At 69.8% G+C, this 14,255-nt stretch carries 12 protein-coding genes; 8 read left to right on the top strand and 4 right to left on the bottom strand.

Annotated features, from left to right (window positions below):
• Window positions 1–179: 179 nt before the first annotated feature.
• Window positions 180–1,811, top strand: coding sequence for an ABC-F family ATP-binding cassette domain-containing protein (locus OG892_RS34860; protein ID WP_371631180.1), 1,632 nt, complete (start codon window positions 180–182; stop codon window positions 1,809–1,811).
• A gap of 47 nt (window positions 1,812–1,858) precedes the next feature.
• Here the strand turns inward: OG892_RS34860 and OG892_RS34855 are convergent, their stop codons facing one another.
• Window positions 1,859–2,332, bottom strand: coding sequence for an ATP-binding protein (locus OG892_RS34855; RefSeq protein ID WP_371631179.1), 474 nt, complete (start codon window positions 2,330–2,332; stop codon window positions 1,859–1,861).
• A 154-nt stretch (window positions 2,333–2,486) separates the two neighbouring features.
• Here OG892_RS34855 and OG892_RS34850 point away from each other — a divergent pair, with 154 nt between their 5' ends.
• The 4 genes from OG892_RS34850 to OG892_RS34835 all read left to right on the top strand — a co-directional run bounded on the left by OG892_RS34850 (window position 2,487) and on the right by OG892_RS34835 (window position 5,796).
• Window positions 2,487–3,338 (top strand): Scr1 family TA system antitoxin-like transcriptional regulator, encoded by an 852-nt coding sequence (locus tag OG892_RS34850; protein WP_073734381.1) that lies wholly within the window; start codon window positions 2,487–2,489, stop codon window positions 3,336–3,338.
• A gap of 9 nt (window positions 3,339–3,347) precedes the next feature.
• Complete coding sequence (locus tag OG892_RS34845) at window positions 3,348–3,539, top strand: hypothetical protein (RefSeq protein ID WP_073734380.1); 192 nt, start codon at window positions 3,348–3,350, stop codon at window positions 3,537–3,539.
• 277 nt (window positions 3,540–3,816) lie between these two features.
• Window positions 3,817–4,791 carry an acyl-ACP desaturase gene (locus OG892_RS34840; protein WP_073734379.1) on the top strand — a complete coding sequence of 325 codons (975 nt, stop codon included), beginning with the start codon at window positions 3,817–3,819 and terminating at the stop codon, window positions 4,789–4,791.
• 90 nt (window positions 4,792–4,881) lie between these two features.
• Complete coding sequence (locus tag OG892_RS34835; protein ID WP_371631178.1) at window positions 4,882–5,796, top strand: chitosanase; 915 nt, start codon at window positions 4,882–4,884, stop codon at window positions 5,794–5,796.
• Window positions 5,797–5,866: 70 nt separating this feature from the next.
• Here the strand turns inward: OG892_RS34835 and OG892_RS34830 are convergent, their stop codons facing one another.
• Together OG892_RS34830 and OG892_RS34825 are read right to left on the bottom strand one after the other, a co-directional pair.
• A complete protein-coding gene (locus OG892_RS34830) occupies window positions 5,867–6,121 on the bottom strand; it encodes a WhiB family transcriptional regulator (protein ID WP_024490309.1) in 255 nt (84 codons plus the stop codon).
• Between the two features lie 82 nt (window positions 6,122–6,203).
• Window positions 6,204–6,989, bottom strand: a complete 786-nt coding sequence (locus OG892_RS34825) for a VOC family protein (protein ID WP_328864631.1) — start codon at window positions 6,987–6,989, stop codon at window positions 6,204–6,206.
• 186 nt (window positions 6,990–7,175) lie between these two features.
• On the opposite strand from OG892_RS34825, the gene OG892_RS34820 reads away from it, so the two are divergent.
• Window positions 7,176–9,404 (top strand): DEAD/DEAH box helicase, encoded by a 2,229-nt coding sequence (locus OG892_RS34820; RefSeq protein WP_371631177.1) that lies wholly within the window; start codon window positions 7,176–7,178, stop codon window positions 9,402–9,404.
• A gap of 295 nt (window positions 9,405–9,699) precedes the next feature.
• Entirely contained in the window at window positions 9,700–10,311 is a 612-nt protein-coding gene (locus OG892_RS34815; protein ID WP_371631176.1) for a restriction endonuclease, read from the top strand.
• 49 nt (window positions 10,312–10,360) lie between these two features.
• Here OG892_RS34815 and OG892_RS34810 read toward each other — a convergent pair whose 3' ends face one another.
• A complete protein-coding gene (locus OG892_RS34810) occupies window positions 10,361–11,476 on the bottom strand; it encodes a multicopper oxidase domain-containing protein (protein ID WP_371631175.1) in 1,116 nt (371 codons plus the stop codon).
• Window positions 11,477–11,739: 263 nt separating this feature from the next.
• On the opposite strand from OG892_RS34810, the gene OG892_RS34805 reads away from it, so the two are divergent.
• On the top strand, window positions 11,740–14,229 hold the full coding sequence (locus OG892_RS34805) for a ThuA domain-containing protein (protein ID WP_073734735.1): 2,490 nt from the start codon (window positions 11,740–11,742) through the stop codon (window positions 14,227–14,229).
• Window positions 14,230–14,255: the final 26 nt, after the last annotated feature.

The following is a 14,255-nucleotide window of genomic DNA, read 5'->3' as shown; positions in this document are numbered from 1 at the left end:
CGTGTCGCACGCCGTGCCATGTCCGTACATGCCCGCGTGCCCGAGTGTGACCTCAGCTCTTCGAGCCGTCCTCCGTGACCAGGGCTTTCCTCCACACCCCCGGAACCTTCCGTGGAACGCCAGTGACCGGTGTCTCATCCCGTTGCCCCTGACCTTCCTCGCAACCGGGAGATTCCCTGATGTCAGCTCCGCTCGCACACATCACCTGCTCGTCGCTGTCCTTCGCCTGGCCCGACGGCAGCGAGGTGTTCGACGACTTCCACCTGACCGTGGGGCCCGGCCGTACGGGTCTCATCGGCGTCAACGGCGCCGGCAAGTCGACCCTGCTGCGGCTGATCGCCGGTGACCTCGTCCCGGCCGGGGGCCGGATCAGGGCCACGGGCGAGGTCGGGTACCTGCCGCAGAACCTGGTCCTGGACACCGCTCTGCGGGTCGACGCGGCCCTGGGCATCGCCGGGGCCCGTGAGGCGCTGCACGCCATCGAGGCGGGCGACGTCGGCGAGGAGCGGTTCGCGGCCGTCGGCGACGACTGGGACGTGGAGGAACGGGCCCGCGCCACGCTCGACCAGCTCGGCCTCGGACACATCGGGCTCGACCGGACCATCGGTGAGGTGTCCGGCGGGGAGTGCGTGCTGCTGCGGCTGGCCGCGCTGCTGCTGGCCCGGCCGGACGTGCTGTTGCTCGACGAGCCGACGAACAACCTGGACCTGTACGCCCGGCAGCGCCTGTACGCCGCGGTCGAGGCGTGGAGCGGGGTCCTGGTCGTCGTCAGTCACGACCGGGAACTCCTGGACCGCGTCGATCAGATCGCGGACCTGCGGGGTTCGGAGGTCACCTGGTACGGCGGAAACCTCTCGGCGTACGAGGAGGCGCTCGCCGTGGAACAGGAGGCCGCGGAGCGCATGGTGCGGGTCGCGGAGGCCGATGTGCACCGGCAGAAGCGCGAACTCGCGGACGCTCACGTCAAGCTGGCCCGACGCAAGCGCTACGGGCAGAAGATGAACGACCAGAAGCGCGAGCCGAAGATCGTCATGGGTGCCCGCAAGCGCGCCGCGCAGGAGTCCGCGGGCAAGCACCGCATCATGCACACCGAGCGGCTGGCCGAGGCGAGGGAGCGCCTGGACGCCGCGGAGGAGGCGGTGCGCGACGACGACGAGATCCGGGTCGAGCTCCCGCACACCAAGGTCCATCCGGGCCGTGGCGTGCTGGTGCTGCGCGATCTGGAACTGGCTTACGGGGCCCGGGTCCAGGGCTCGTTCGAGGTGCGCGGTCCGGAGCGCATCGCGCTGGTGGGGCGTAACGGAGCGGGCAAGACCACGCTGCTGCGGACGCTCGTCGGTGAGCTGGCGCCGGTGTCCGGAGAGGCCGCGGTGGAGGTCCCGACGCGGTTCCTGCCGCAGCGGCTGGACGTGCTCGACGACGGACTGAGCGTGGTGGAGAACGTGGCGCGGTTCGCACCGGATGCCACGGACAACGCCATCAGGGCGAGGCTGGCACGCTTTCTGTTCAAGGGGGCACGCTCTGACCGGCCCGCGGGAACGCTGTCGGGCGGGGAGCGGTTCCGTGCCGCTCTGGCCGCGCTGCTGCTCGCGGAACCGGCACCTCAGCTGCTGATGCTGGACGAACCGACGAACAGCCTGGACCTGGCGAGCGTGCGCCGGCTGACGGCTGCGCTGGACGCGTACGAGGGAGCGCTCATCGTGGCGAGTCACGACGTGCCGTTCCTGGAGTCGCTCGGAATCACGCGCTGGCTGCTGCTCGACGGCGAGCTCCGGGACACCACGGCGGATGAGGTGCGCGCCGGGATGTGAGGTATGGGGTAGGGGCCGGAGGTGTGCGGGGCCGGGGCTGTGCGGGGCTAGGGGTGGAGTAACGCCCAGGTCTTCGAGCCGCCGGTGGCTGTCAGCGCGGGGGCGAGCCCCCAGTCCCCGCCGTGCGCCTCGACCGCGGCGGCCAGCAGCCACATGTCGGCGCTGCGGCGCTCCCTGCACCCCTCGGCCCTCTCGGGCGTTCCGTGGCAGGGGTGTTGGTCGTAGAGGACGATCCGCAGCGCGTCGAACTGCCAGTGGATCCGCAGCAGCATCTCCCGGTCCGGAGTGAACCGGTAGGCCGCGGCGACCAGTTCGGACGTGGCGAGCACCGCGGTGTCGCGGAGTTCCGCGAGGTCGTGCCGGGTGAGCAGGTCGCTGACGACACGGCGGGCGAGGCCGGCGCAGAAGGCGCCACCGGGCAGAGCGAACGAATAGCTCAGATTGTCCGCTCTCGGCGGATGGGGCCCGGTGGGGGCGAGGGCAGGGAGGCAACGCAGTGCGCCCTTCATCAAAGTACTCACGATTCCCGGCTCATGTGGCGACGGTCACACAGAGGCATGGTCGCCCCGTGTGAGACTTACGCTACCGACCGTAGCCCACAAGTGGAGCACAGTGCTACTACTTGTGTGGTTCCGGTCATTTCACTGACTCCCCACACCCGGAAGGACACACGACGTGCCTCCCAGGAGCACCCCGACCGCCCGGCAGCAGCGGCTCGGGTACGAACTGCGCAAGCTGCGTGAGCAGTCCGGAATGACGGCGCAGCAGGCCGCCGCACTGCTCGGCGTGGATCGCACCCGGATCCCGAACATCGAGTCGGGCAGATTCGGCATCAGCGCCGAGCGGGTCCGCACCCTCGCCTTCAACTACGGCTGCCCCGACACGGGCCTGGTGGACCTGCTGGCCGAGATGGCGCAGGAGCGGGCCAGGGGGTGGTGGGAGGAGCACCGCGGACTCCTGCTGCCCAGCCTGCTGGACATCGCCGAACTCGAGTTCCATTCGGTGGAGTTGAACACCGCGACCACCACGCACATCCCCGGCCTGCTGCAGACCGAGGAACATGCGCGGGCGGTCTTCGACACCGCCGACCCCCAGCTGCCGCGCCCCGATCTGATGGCCCGGCTCTCCCTGCGGCTGCGCCGCCAGGAGGTGCTCGAACGTGACCGGCCGCCCCTGTACGAGGCGGTGATCCACGAGGCCGCCCTCCGGATGCAGTTCGGCGGCCCGAAGGTCACGCAGGCGCAGCTGGATCACATCCTCTGCCAGTCCGAACGGGACAGGACGACCGTCCGGGTGATCCCGTTCGCGGCCGGCGGATTCCCCGGCGCCGGACAGTCCTTCACCTATGTCGGCGCGGCGGTACCCCAGCTCGATACCGTGCAGCTCGATTCCTCGCACGGCTCGATACTGCTCGATGCGGACATGCAACTGCGGCGCTATCGCGGCCTGTTGGGGCGGCTTCGTACGCTCGCACTGCCCGTCGCGGAATCACGCGATTTCATCAAGTGCATAGCCAAGGACCTCTGAGGAGAGACCATGAACGACATCTGCTGGGACGAGGCGTTCTGCAGCGAGGGGGCGAACTGCTTCCGCTTCGGACTGGACGACCAGGGCCGCGCCTACATCGGCTCCACCACCGACACCGCCATCTACGTCAGTGACTCCATGGAGGCGCTGCGGGCACTGATCTTCGCGGTGAAGTCCGGCGCGGCGGACCATCTGCTCTGACCCCGACCGACCGGCCGAGTCCCCTGTGCGCCCGCGCTCCGAGTACGCCGACTGTTCAGAGCGCGCCGCCACCGGGGGCCGGGCCCGGCCGTGTCACCATCTGAGCCCCCTTTCCCGCAGCCGCCCTGACCCTCTGTACACCCATCTGAGCTGCGTAAATGACATAACGTAATCGAATATCGCCCGGACGGGCTTGGCTCCGGCCTTACCGCCGCTTTAACCTACGGTCTCGTAACCTACGAAGCCGTAGGTAATTCTCCCGTCCCCAGGAGCCCCCGTGACTATCACCTCTCCCCACCTCGGCAGTTCACAGGCGTGGACTGACGCCCAACTGCTTTACGCGCTGGAAGAGGTGGTGGAGAAGGAACTCAACCGCCATCTGAAGGTCGCCAAGGACTGGATGCCGCACGAGTACGTGCCGTTCTCCGACGGCCGGAACTTCCCCGGCGTCTTCGAGGACGGCCAGGCCTGGGAGTCCGAGCAGTCCAAGGTCACCGACATCGGCAAGATCGCCCTGGTCGTGAACCTGCTGACCGAGGACAACCTCCCCAGCTACCACCACGAGATCGCCTCGCTCTTCGGCCGCGACGGCGCCTGGGGGACCTGGGTGCACCGCTGGACGGCCGAGGAGGGCCGGCACGGCATCGTGATGCGCGACTACCTGCTCACGTCGCGTGCGGTCGACCCGGACAAGCTGGAGCAGTTCCGGATGGCGCACATGGCGGAGGGCTTCGAGTCCGACAACCGCCACTCGATGCTGCACTCCGTGGCCTATGTCTCCTTCCAGGAGCTGGCCACCCGGGTCTCCCACCGGAACACCGGCCACCAGTCGGGCGACCCGGTCTGTGACCGGATGCTGGCCCGGATCGCGACCGACGAGAACCTGCACATGGTGTTCTACCGCAACCTCCTCGGCGCCGCCTTCGAGCTCGCACCGGACCTGACCATGCAGTCCGTGCGCGACGTCGTCGTGAACTTCCGGATGCCCGGCCACGGCATGCCCGGCTTCGAGCGGGCCGCCGCACAGATGGCGATCGGCGAGATCTACAACATGCGCATCCACCACGACGACGTCATCCAGCCGGTACTGCGCTATCTGAAGGTGCTGGACATCGACGGGCTCGGCCCGGAGGGTCTGAAGGCACAGGAGGAGCTCGGCCTGTACATGAACGGGCTGGACAGCGAGGCGTCGAAGTTCGACGCGAAGCTGGCCGCCCGCAAGGAGCGGATGGCGGCCCGCGCCCAGGCCTGACGGCCCGCCCCACCCCGCTGTGACCCGTCACAGCGGGGTGGTCGGCCCTCACCACCGGTGCACGGACCGTACTCTGTGCCGGTGAAACCTATGACGCGTTTCGTTCTCTTCGCCGCGCCGATAGCCATCGTCGCCTCCATCGTCTTCAACGGTGGCGGCGACGACCCCGAACCGCCCGACGACTCCCCCGCCGCCGCCGCGGACCCGGCCGACTCGGCGGTGGGCCCCGACCCGTACGCCGCCGCGGACGAGGAGGGGCGCCGGGAGCTGGACGAACGTGTCGCGGCGATGCCCGCCGGGCTGGCCGCACCGGCCGAACGCGAACTGGCCTGGAAGCTGCTGGCCACCTCGGAGAGCTCCACGCTGGACTGGCGCAGCCAGTACGGCGTGATCGACGACAACGGCGACGGCACCGGCTACACGGCCGGGATCGTCGGATTCTGCTCCGGAACGCACGACATGCTCACGTTCGTCGAGGCGTTCACCAAGGACCACCCGGACAGCCCGTTGAAGCCGTACGTCCCCGCGCTGCGCAAGGTGGACGGCACCGGCTCGCACGAGGGCCTGGACCCCGGCTTCACCGCCGCGTGGAAGAAGTCGGCCGAGGATCCGGTGTTCCGTGCCGCGCAGGACCGGGTCAGGGACAAGCAGTACTTCGAGCCGGCCGTACGGCTGGCCAAACTGGACGGGCTCGGCACCCTGGGCCAGTTCATCTACTTCGACGCCATGGTGCTGCAGGGCCCCGGAACGGAGCCGGACGCCTTCTACGGCATCCGGAAGGCGGCACTCGCGGAGGCCGACACGGTCGACGAGGGCGGGGACGAGAAGGTCTATCTGGACGCGTTCCTGGACGCCGCGCGAGCCGTGATGAAGTCGAAGAGGAACCAGCACGACACCTCGCGCATCGACACGGCGCAGCGGGAGTTCCTGTACGACGGCAACCTGGCGCTGAAACCGCCGCTGACCTGGAAGATGTACGGCGAGACATTCCACGTCACGTCCTGACGCGGGCGCCCTGACGCGGCCCCTGCCGCGTGCGCCGGGCCGCGCCGGGTGACCGGCCCGGCGCCCGCGGTCACGCCCGGTCGCGTCCCGCTCTGCGCAGCCGGTCCCGCTCCTTCTCGGAGAGGCCGCCCCACACGCCGAAGCGCTCGTCGTTGTCGAGGGCGTACTCGAGGCAGGCCACCCGCCCTTCGCAGGCGTTGCAGAGCTGCTTGGCCTCCCGGGTGGAGCTGCCGGGGGCGGGAAAGAAGAACTCGGGCCCCGCTTGCGCGCACAGCGCTGTCTCCTGCCAGGCGAGAGCGGGGTCGGTCGGGGTGTTGATCAGCATGCCGCACACAGTGCCCTGCCGCGATAAACGACTGATCAACGATGCATCAACCACCCCTCCCGGTCCGCCCGGAGGGGGAAGGCTAAGCGCTCTTGATCACGGCGAACGGCGCGCCGTAGGGATCGGCGACGTTGGCGAACCTGCCCACGCCGTCCATCTCCAGCGGCTCCAGCGTCAGCTTGCCGCCCAGCCGCTCGACCTCCGCCACCGTGGCATCGCAGTCGTCGACCTCGATGTACGGCAGCCAGTGCGGGCCCACGACCGCCCGGACCGGTACGGCGTCGAGCGGGACGAGCCCGCCGAAGCCGGCTTCCTCGCCGCCTCCCCCGGTCCGGACCAGTGTGTACGATCCGCCGCCTTCCGGATAGGGCACCTGGCTGCAATCCCAGCCGAAGACCGCGCCGTAGAACGCCGCCGCCGCCGGAACGTCCGGGGTGTACAGCTCGGCCCAGCACAGACTGCCGGTGTCCCCCACGGCTCCGAGTCCCGGCAGCTGCTTCGGCTGCCATACGCCGAAGTACGCTCCGCCCCGGTCGGCGAACCCGCCCATCCGGCCGAACTCCAGCACGTCCATCGGCGCGAACGGCACCGAACCGCCGGCCTTCTCCACGAGCCGTGCGGTGGCGTCGGTGTCCGACGACTGGAAGTACACCGACCAGGATGACTTCGCCTGCTCCTCCGTCACGGTCATCACACCCCCGACCGACTTCCCGTCGAGCGTGAACATGCCGTAGCCACCGGTCTCTGGGCCACCGGCCTCGTACCCCCAGCCGAAGAGAGCGGTGTAGAAGGCCGCGGCCCCATCGAGATCCGGGGTTCCGAGATCCAGCCAGTTGGGGGCTCCGTCGACGAATCGGGTGGTGAGCATGGTGCGCTCCTTCAGTGGTCCCGTTCCCGTACGAACAGGGTTTCTCCTGATGTGTCCGAGTCTTGCACCGGGCACTGACAACCGCAGTCCGTCGGCCCCGTGTCAGCAGCGCATGGGACGATACGAATCGCTCCGGCCGGCTGCCGGGCGGTGCGGCGGTGCGGTTTGCGGGGACAGAGGACGTACATGACTGAGGCCGGGTCCACGGAGGGCGGGGCGACGACCGGGCGGGCGGCCAGGGAGCTGCTCGCGCGGGCCGAGGAGCTGCTGGGCGCGTCACGCGCGGTACTGGCCGACCACGGCCGCGCCGTCGATGCCGTACGCACCGCCCTGGACCCCCTGCTCGACGCGCTCGTCCGGGACGAGCTTTCGGCCATCCCGGCGTCCCGGCTCAAGGACGTCACCGAGGGCCGGCTGCGCATCGGTGCGATCGAGCAGGCCGGTTTCACCACCGTCGGGCAGGTGCACGGGACCAGCCGCTACGAGCTCCGCCAGATCCCCGGCGTCGGTGCGCAGACCGCCGCCCAGGCACTCGCCGCAGCGGGCCAGATCGCCCACGCCGTACGGGACACGGTCACGGTGCGGATAGCGGTCGAATCCCCGGACGACGCCACGACCGCCCTGGTCACGGCGTTGTACCGGCTGGTCGAGGCAGGGCCGGACGTCCGGCGGGCGGTGGACGGCGCCCGCGGGCTGGCCGAGCGGCTGGATCCGCTGCTGGTCACGGCGGCGCCCGCGCGGGGGCGGCTGCGGATGGTGTTCACGCGGCGGCCGGCCCGGACGCGGGCACTGGCCGCCGTCGCCGCCGCCCGCGCGGTGCTGGCCGATGCGCGGGAGCGCGAACTCCCGCTGCTGTTCGGGCAGGTCTCGGCCGATCTGCTGCGCGATCCGGACTCCCCGATCGCGGCCTGGGTCGACTTCGAGGTGCGCTCCGCCGAGTACTACAGCCTGCTCGCCGAGATGTCCGGGACCGGACCGGACCGGGACGCGGCCGAGGGGTTCCTGCCGTCCGGGATCGCCGACCGGGTGCGCGGTCTGCGGCTGGACGACGCCCGGCTGCGGGTGTCGTTGCGCGGCTACCAGTCCTTCGGCGCCCGTTTCGCGCTCGCGCAGAAGCGGGTGATCCTCGGCGACGAGATGGGGCTCGGCAAGACGGTCCAGGCCATCGCCGCGCTGGCCCATCTCGCGGCCGGGGGCGAGACCCACTTCCTGGTGGTCTGCCCGGCGAGCGTGCTGATCAACTGGACCCGGGAGGTCCGGTCCCGCTCGACGCTGCGGGTGCTGCCGGTGCACGGACCGGACCGGCAGGGCGCGTTCGCGGAGTGGCGCGAGGGCGGCGGGGTCGCGCTCACCACGTACGACGCCCTGCACACCCTGCCCGTCGCGGACGACTGCGGCATACGGCCCGGCATGCTCGTGGTCGACGAGGCGCACTACGTCAAGAATCCCGCCACCCGGCGCTCCCGGGCGGTGTCCGGCTGGTCGCAGCGGACCGAGCGGGTGCTGTTCCTGACCGGCACCCCGATGGAGAACCGGGTGGCGGAGTTCCGCAGCCTCGTCAGCCAGCTCCAGCCCGAGCTGGCCCCGCTGATCAGTACCAGCCACGGTGCCGCCGGATCCCAGGCGTTCCGCCGGGCCGTCGCCCCCGCCTATCTGCGCCGCAACCAGCGCGACGTCCTCACCGAACTCCCGGCGCTGGTGCAGGTCGACGAGTGGGAGGAGTTCAGCGAGGCGGATCTGCTGGCCTACCGGGAGGCGGTGGCCGCCGGGCAGTTCATGCGGATGCGCCGGGCCGCGTACGCCGGCCCGGCCACCTCCGCGAAGCTGAACCGGCTGCGCGAGCTGGTCGCGGAGGCGGCGGGCAACGGGCTGAAGGTCGTGGTGTTCTCGTACTTCCGTGAGGTGCTGGAGACGGTTCGCCGGGCCTTGGACGAGGACGTGTTCGGGCCGGTGTCCGGGAGCGTGCCGGCCGCCCGGCGCCAGGAGCTGATCGACGACTTCACGGCGGCCGACGGCCATGCGGTCCTGCTGAGCCAGATCCAGGCCGGCGGGATCGGGCTCAACATGCAGGCCGCTTCGGTCGTCATCCTCTGCGAGCCGCAGATCAAGCCGACGATGGAGCACCAGGCGGTGGCCCGCGCCCATCGGATGGGCCAGATACGCACGGTCCAGGTGCACCGGCTGCTCGTGGCGGACAGCGTCGACGAACGCATGCTGGACATCCTGGCCCGCAAGGAACGGTTGTTCGACGCCTATGCACGGCGCAGTGATGTCGCGGAGACGACGCCGGACGCCGTGGACGTGTCGGACGGCTCGCTGGCCCGCCGCATCGTCGAGGAGGAACAGCGGCGCCTCGCCGTGGAGTCGAGGGCGAAGGTGGGGGCGGAGCCGGAAAGAGAGGTGGACGGTTCCTGACGACTGCGGCGATTCGGCCAGGGCATCGTTTTACTGCCATTCAACGGCAACCCGGTCACGGCACCGGCCGGACCCGGCTAAACAAGAGAGGGGCTCGGACCGGCGTCCGCTGCTCTGTGGAAACGGCCGTGTTCTGGTGGGAGGTCCGGCAGTTGCTGTTGATCACGCGGTCCGAGCGGTGAGCCCCCGGTCGCGCAGAGGCCGGGCGACCAGTAGGCGCCCGCCGGTACGGCGCCGTACCCGCGGGCCCGGGAGGCGGAGCCGGCGCACGGACGACCGGCTGACCGGCCGCCTCGTGGCCGTGGTCCTGGCCGCCGCTGTGGCGGTGACCCTGGTCGACTGGCTGCTGGCCCACTGGTGGGTCCTGCTGGTCCTCGCCTCGATCGCGCTGCTGACCGGCGGTGGCCTGCTCCATCAGCGGCGGCAGAACGCCAGGTGGGAGGCGGTCCGCGCGCAGGGACTGCGGTACGAGCTGGCCCAGCTGGACGCCCTGCACCACACCCGGTTCGAGGACGCCGTACGGGACCTGATGCGCCGCGACGGCTGCCAGGACGCGCTCCGCGTCGGGGGCGGCGGAGACCTCGGCGCCGATGTGAAGGCCACCGACCCCTACGGGCGCCGCTGGGTGATCCAGTGCAAACACCGGCGCAACGGCCTGGCCGGCTCCGCGGTGGGTACACCGGATCTCCAGGTCCTCAACGGCACCGCCCGCCAGGTGCACGGCGCCGACATCGCGGTGATCGTGACGAACGGCAGGGTGACCGCACCGGCCGTGGTCTTCGCCGAACAGCAGCGGCTGCACGTCGTCGACCGGCACACCCTCGCGGCGTGGGCGTCCGGCTCCCGCCCGCTGTGGAAGCTGCTCGGGGCCGTCCCGCCGCCACGCAGGCCTACCGCCCTGTCCTGACAAGGCCCGCGGCCCGCTCGGGAGGCGCGCGGCCCGGCGCCCTCACCCGTCAGTGGCTGTCGTGCGACGCGGCCTTGTCCGACGCCTTGGCGTCGGGTGACCTGCCGCCCGACGCCTTCGCATCCGGGCTCTTCGCATCCGGGCTCTTCGCATCCGCGCTCTTCGCGTCCGGCGACTTCGCATCAGGGGTCTTGGCGCCGTGCGAGGACATCGAGTGCGCCTCGTGCCCCGGCACCGTTCCGTCCGCCTTGGCGACCAGCAGCATCCCGGCCATGCCCATGTCGGAGTGGCTCTGCACATGGCAGTGGTACATCCACGCGCCCGCGCCCACGTGTTCGCCGGCGATGACCTGGAAGCCGAACGAGTCCGCCGGTCCGACGATCTTCGTGTCGATGACCCGGGTCGGATCGTCGGGGCCGGTGAGCAGGCCCGTTCGGTTGTCCGCCCAGCGGTGACCGTGGACATGGAACGTGTGGTAGTACTCGCCGTGCGTGATCATGACGACTTCGAGCCGGTCCCCCACCGTGGTCTCGAAGTCGGGGCTCTTGTCGGCGGGCTTGTTGTTGATCAGCATGTCGTTGAAGACGATCGTGATCGTCTTGTCCGGCAGGATGTCGCCCTTGCGCCGGACGATCACCGGACCGTACAGCCCCTTGCGGATGCCGCCCGTGCCGTGATCGGTGCCGACGACGTGGTCGTGGTAGTGCCAGTAACCCGCGCTGCCCGCCTGCCAGGTGCCGTCCTTCCGGCGGCCCGGGGCATGGGTGCGCCAGGTGTAGGTGCGGGTCTCGCCCGGTTCGACGATGCTCTTGTTCATGCGCGTGCCGTCGCTCGCGATGTCGTAGTCGACGCCGTGCGCGTGCAGGCTGGCCGCCACGTCCATCGTGTTCTCGAACTCGATGTGCAGGGTGTCGCCCTCGTTGATCTCGACGAGCGGGCCGGGGATCGACGCCTTGCCCTTCTCGAAGCCGTACCCCATCTGCCCGTCCGGCAGCTTCTCCGCGTACATCTTGAGGTGGCGGACCACTCCTCCCGCCGGGGCGGTGCGGGGCGGGTTCTCTGCGGAGGTGGCCTCGATCGCGCCGAGGGACAACGATGTCACCCCGGTCGCCGCAGCCACCCCGCCGCCCATCAGAATCCGCCGGTTGAAGCTACGTCGATCCATGTCGAACTCCCCACTATCGGACGGGTGTTGCGGAGAAACCCAAGGCAACTACGGCACACGGCACAGAGGTACGCAGGTCATGGCGGTCAACGCCGCCGGGCACGGGTGGGCCTCGGGGACGGGCCATACCGTAGCCCGGGGATCTTCGTTTATCCACACTAAGGACAAAGTTCGTGCGATTGCTGCCATAGCTATTGGCGAGTCGCGAAAAGAGGTCTAGCTTCATGCGCTGTTGAAGTGACCAACGAGGGGTGGGTGACCACATGCAGCGCACACCACATCACAGGTCCAGATCGCGACGCGGACTTGCGGCGGCCGTAGCGGCCGGCGCACTGACCGCATCCCTGCTCGGCGGCAATGCCGCCAGTGCCAGGCCGTATCCCGGACCGAACGAGTCCATGGCGACAACGTTGTCCCTGCCAACGCCGCCCGGCGGCGCGAACGTGAAGGTGCTGGTCTTCCACGCCTCCGCGTCCGACGAGTCCCCGACGGTCGACGCCGGTATCGCGGCGATCGAGAAGATCGGGCTCACGGGTCCGGAGGCGGGCCGCTTCAAGACCGTGGCCAGTGACGACCCCGCCGTCTTCACCAACGGCAAGCAGCTCGGCAAGTACAACGCCGTCGTCTTCCTGACGGGCGGCGGCGACGTCCTGGATCCGGAGCAGGAGGCCGGCCTAGAGGCGTACATGGAGGCCGGCGGCGGCTTCCTCGGCATCCACGACGCGGCGCGCACCGAGCCGTACTCCGACTGGTTCACCGGACTGGTCGGTGCCCGTCCGGCGGCCGACAGCCCCACCGCCGTACAGCGTGCGACGGTGGAGATCGGGGACCGGCAGCACCCGGCCACCAAGAACCTTCCGCTGGAGTGGAAGCGTCCCGACAAGTGGCTGAACTGGAAGGAGAACCCGTCCGGCGACGTGCACACCGTGGCGCGCGTCCGGGAGATCACGTACAAGCCCGGGGCGAGCGCCAACGGCTGGGACCACCCGGTCTCCTGGTGCCGTGACTACGACGGCGGCCGGTCCTTCTACACCGCGATGGGCGGTACGGTCGACAGCTTCGCGGAGGCCGACTTCCGCGACCACCTGCGCGGCGCCCTAGACTGGACGACCCGGATCTCGCAGGCCGACTGCAAGGCGACGATCACCTCCAACTACAAGGCGGAGCGGGTCACCGAGCCCAACAAGCCCGGCCAGAACGACCAGATCGGTGAACCGCACGGGCTGGTGACCGCCCCCGACGGACGCGTGCTGTACATCGGCCGCGGCGGCGCCGACAGCAGCGTGCCGGTCGTCACCGACTGGAAGGACCCGAACGTCGGCAAGGGCCTGGGCCAGATCCACGTCTACGACCCGAAGACCAAGAAGGTCACCCTCGCCGGAGAGCTGACGGTCTTCGGCAACAAGGGCGGCGGCGACGAACTGGTCAAGGTCGAGGAGGGTCTGCTCGGTATCGAGCTCGACCCGGACTTCGAGAAGAACGGCTGGGTGTACCTGCACTACACACCCCACGACAAGATCGACCGCGACAAGCAGATGGCGGTCCGTCAGGTCTCCAGGTTCACCATGGACCTGGCCACGAACAAGCTGGACCTCTCCTCGGAGAAGGTGCTGCTGCACTGGCCGGTCCAGATCCACAGCTGCTGCCACGCGGGCGGCGGGATGGCCTGGGACTCCAAGGGCAACCTGTACATCGCGGCCGGTGACAACAACTCCTCGCAGTTCAGCGACGGTTACTCGGGCAACAACCCGGAGCCGAACTACAAGGGCGTATCGTTCGCCGACGCCCGGCGCACCGCGGGCAACACGAACAACCTCAACGGCAAGATCCTGCGGATCCACCCCGAGGACGACGGCACCTACACCCTGCCCGCCGGCAACCTCTTCACCGGCAAGGAGCCGGACGAGGGCGGCGGCAAGACCCGTGGCGAGATCTACGTGATGGGGGTGCGCAACCCGGCGAGGATCTCGATCGACAAGTCGACCGACACGCTGTACGCGGGCTGGGTCGGCCCCGACGCGGGCGAGCCGAGCACCACCTGGGGCCCGGCCAAGTACGACACGTTCGCCGCGATCACCCAGGCGAGCAACCGCGGCTGGCCGTACTGCATGGGCAACAAGCAGCCCTACCGGGACCGCAATCTGCCCGATCCGAGCAAGCCGCTCGGCTGGTACGACTGCGACCACCCCAAGAACGAGTCCCCGAACAACGACGGGCTGGTGAACCTGCCGCCGGTCACCGCCAACAACATCTGGTACTCGCCGCAGGGCGGTGGCGTGGACTACCCGCGCGACGAGAACGGCATCCCGAGCTACAAGGTCGAGGACCAGAAGGAGCTGCTGCCCTGGCTCAAGGGCGGCGGCCAGGCCACGATGAACGGCCCGGTCTACCGGTACGACGAGAAGGCCGGCGCCGACAAGTGGCCGTCCTACTGGGACGGCAAGTGGTTCGTCGGTGACTTCTACGACGACACCCAGCCGCGGCACGCCGTGCTCACCGACCCGAAGACGGTCGGCAAGGGCGGACTGCCCACGCACGCCGAGTCCCTCAAGGAGATCATCCCGGTCGGCGCGGACGGCATCCGCAACCTGATGGACTGGAAGTTCGCCCCGGACGGTTCGCTGTACGTACTGGACTACGGGCGCGGCTTCTTCACCTCCGACTCCAAGTCCGCGCTGTGGCGCGTGACGTACAAGGGCGGCGCACCGACCCCGGCCGTCAAGGACCTGGCCAGGAAGGCGGCAGTGCAGTGAGACACCGTTCGATCTTCTTCCGAAGG

Source organism: Streptomyces sp. NBC_00341 (assembly GCF_041435055.1).
GTDB lineage: Bacteria > Actinomycetota > Actinomycetes > Streptomycetales > Streptomycetaceae > Streptomyces.
The sequence above is the reverse complement of the archived record's forward strand: the minus strand, read 5'-3'. Positions and strand labels throughout refer to the sequence as shown.

Bases quoted from the DNA above. Each gene is read 5' to 3' on its own strand.
- OG892_RS34845 (WP_073734380.1), top strand. From the start codon at position 3,348: ATGAACGACATCTGCTGGGACGAGGCGTTCTGCAGCGAGGGGGCGAAC.
- OG892_RS34805 (WP_073734735.1), top strand. From the start codon at position 11,740: ATGCAGCGCACACCACATCACAGGTCCAGATCGCGACGCGGACTTGCG.
- OG892_RS34820 (WP_371631177.1), top strand. From the start codon at position 7,176: ATGACTGAGGCCGGGTCCACGGAGGGCGGGGCGACGACCGGGCGGGCG.
- OG892_RS34825 (WP_328864631.1), bottom strand. From the start codon at position 6,989: ATGCTCACCACCCGATTCGTCGACGGAGCCCCCAACTGGCTGGATCTC.
- OG892_RS34860 (WP_371631180.1), top strand. From the start codon at position 180: ATGTCAGCTCCGCTCGCACACATCACCTGCTCGTCGCTGTCCTTCGCC.
- OG892_RS34835 (WP_371631178.1), top strand. From the start codon at position 4,882: ATGACGCGTTTCGTTCTCTTCGCCGCGCCGATAGCCATCGTCGCCTCC.
- OG892_RS34810 (WP_371631175.1), bottom strand. From the start codon at position 11,476: ATGGATCGACGTAGCTTCAACCGGCGGATTCTGATGGGCGGCGGGGTG.
- OG892_RS34830 (WP_024490309.1), bottom strand. From the start codon at position 6,121: ATGCTGATCAACACCCCGACCGACCCCGCTCTCGCCTGGCAGGAGACA.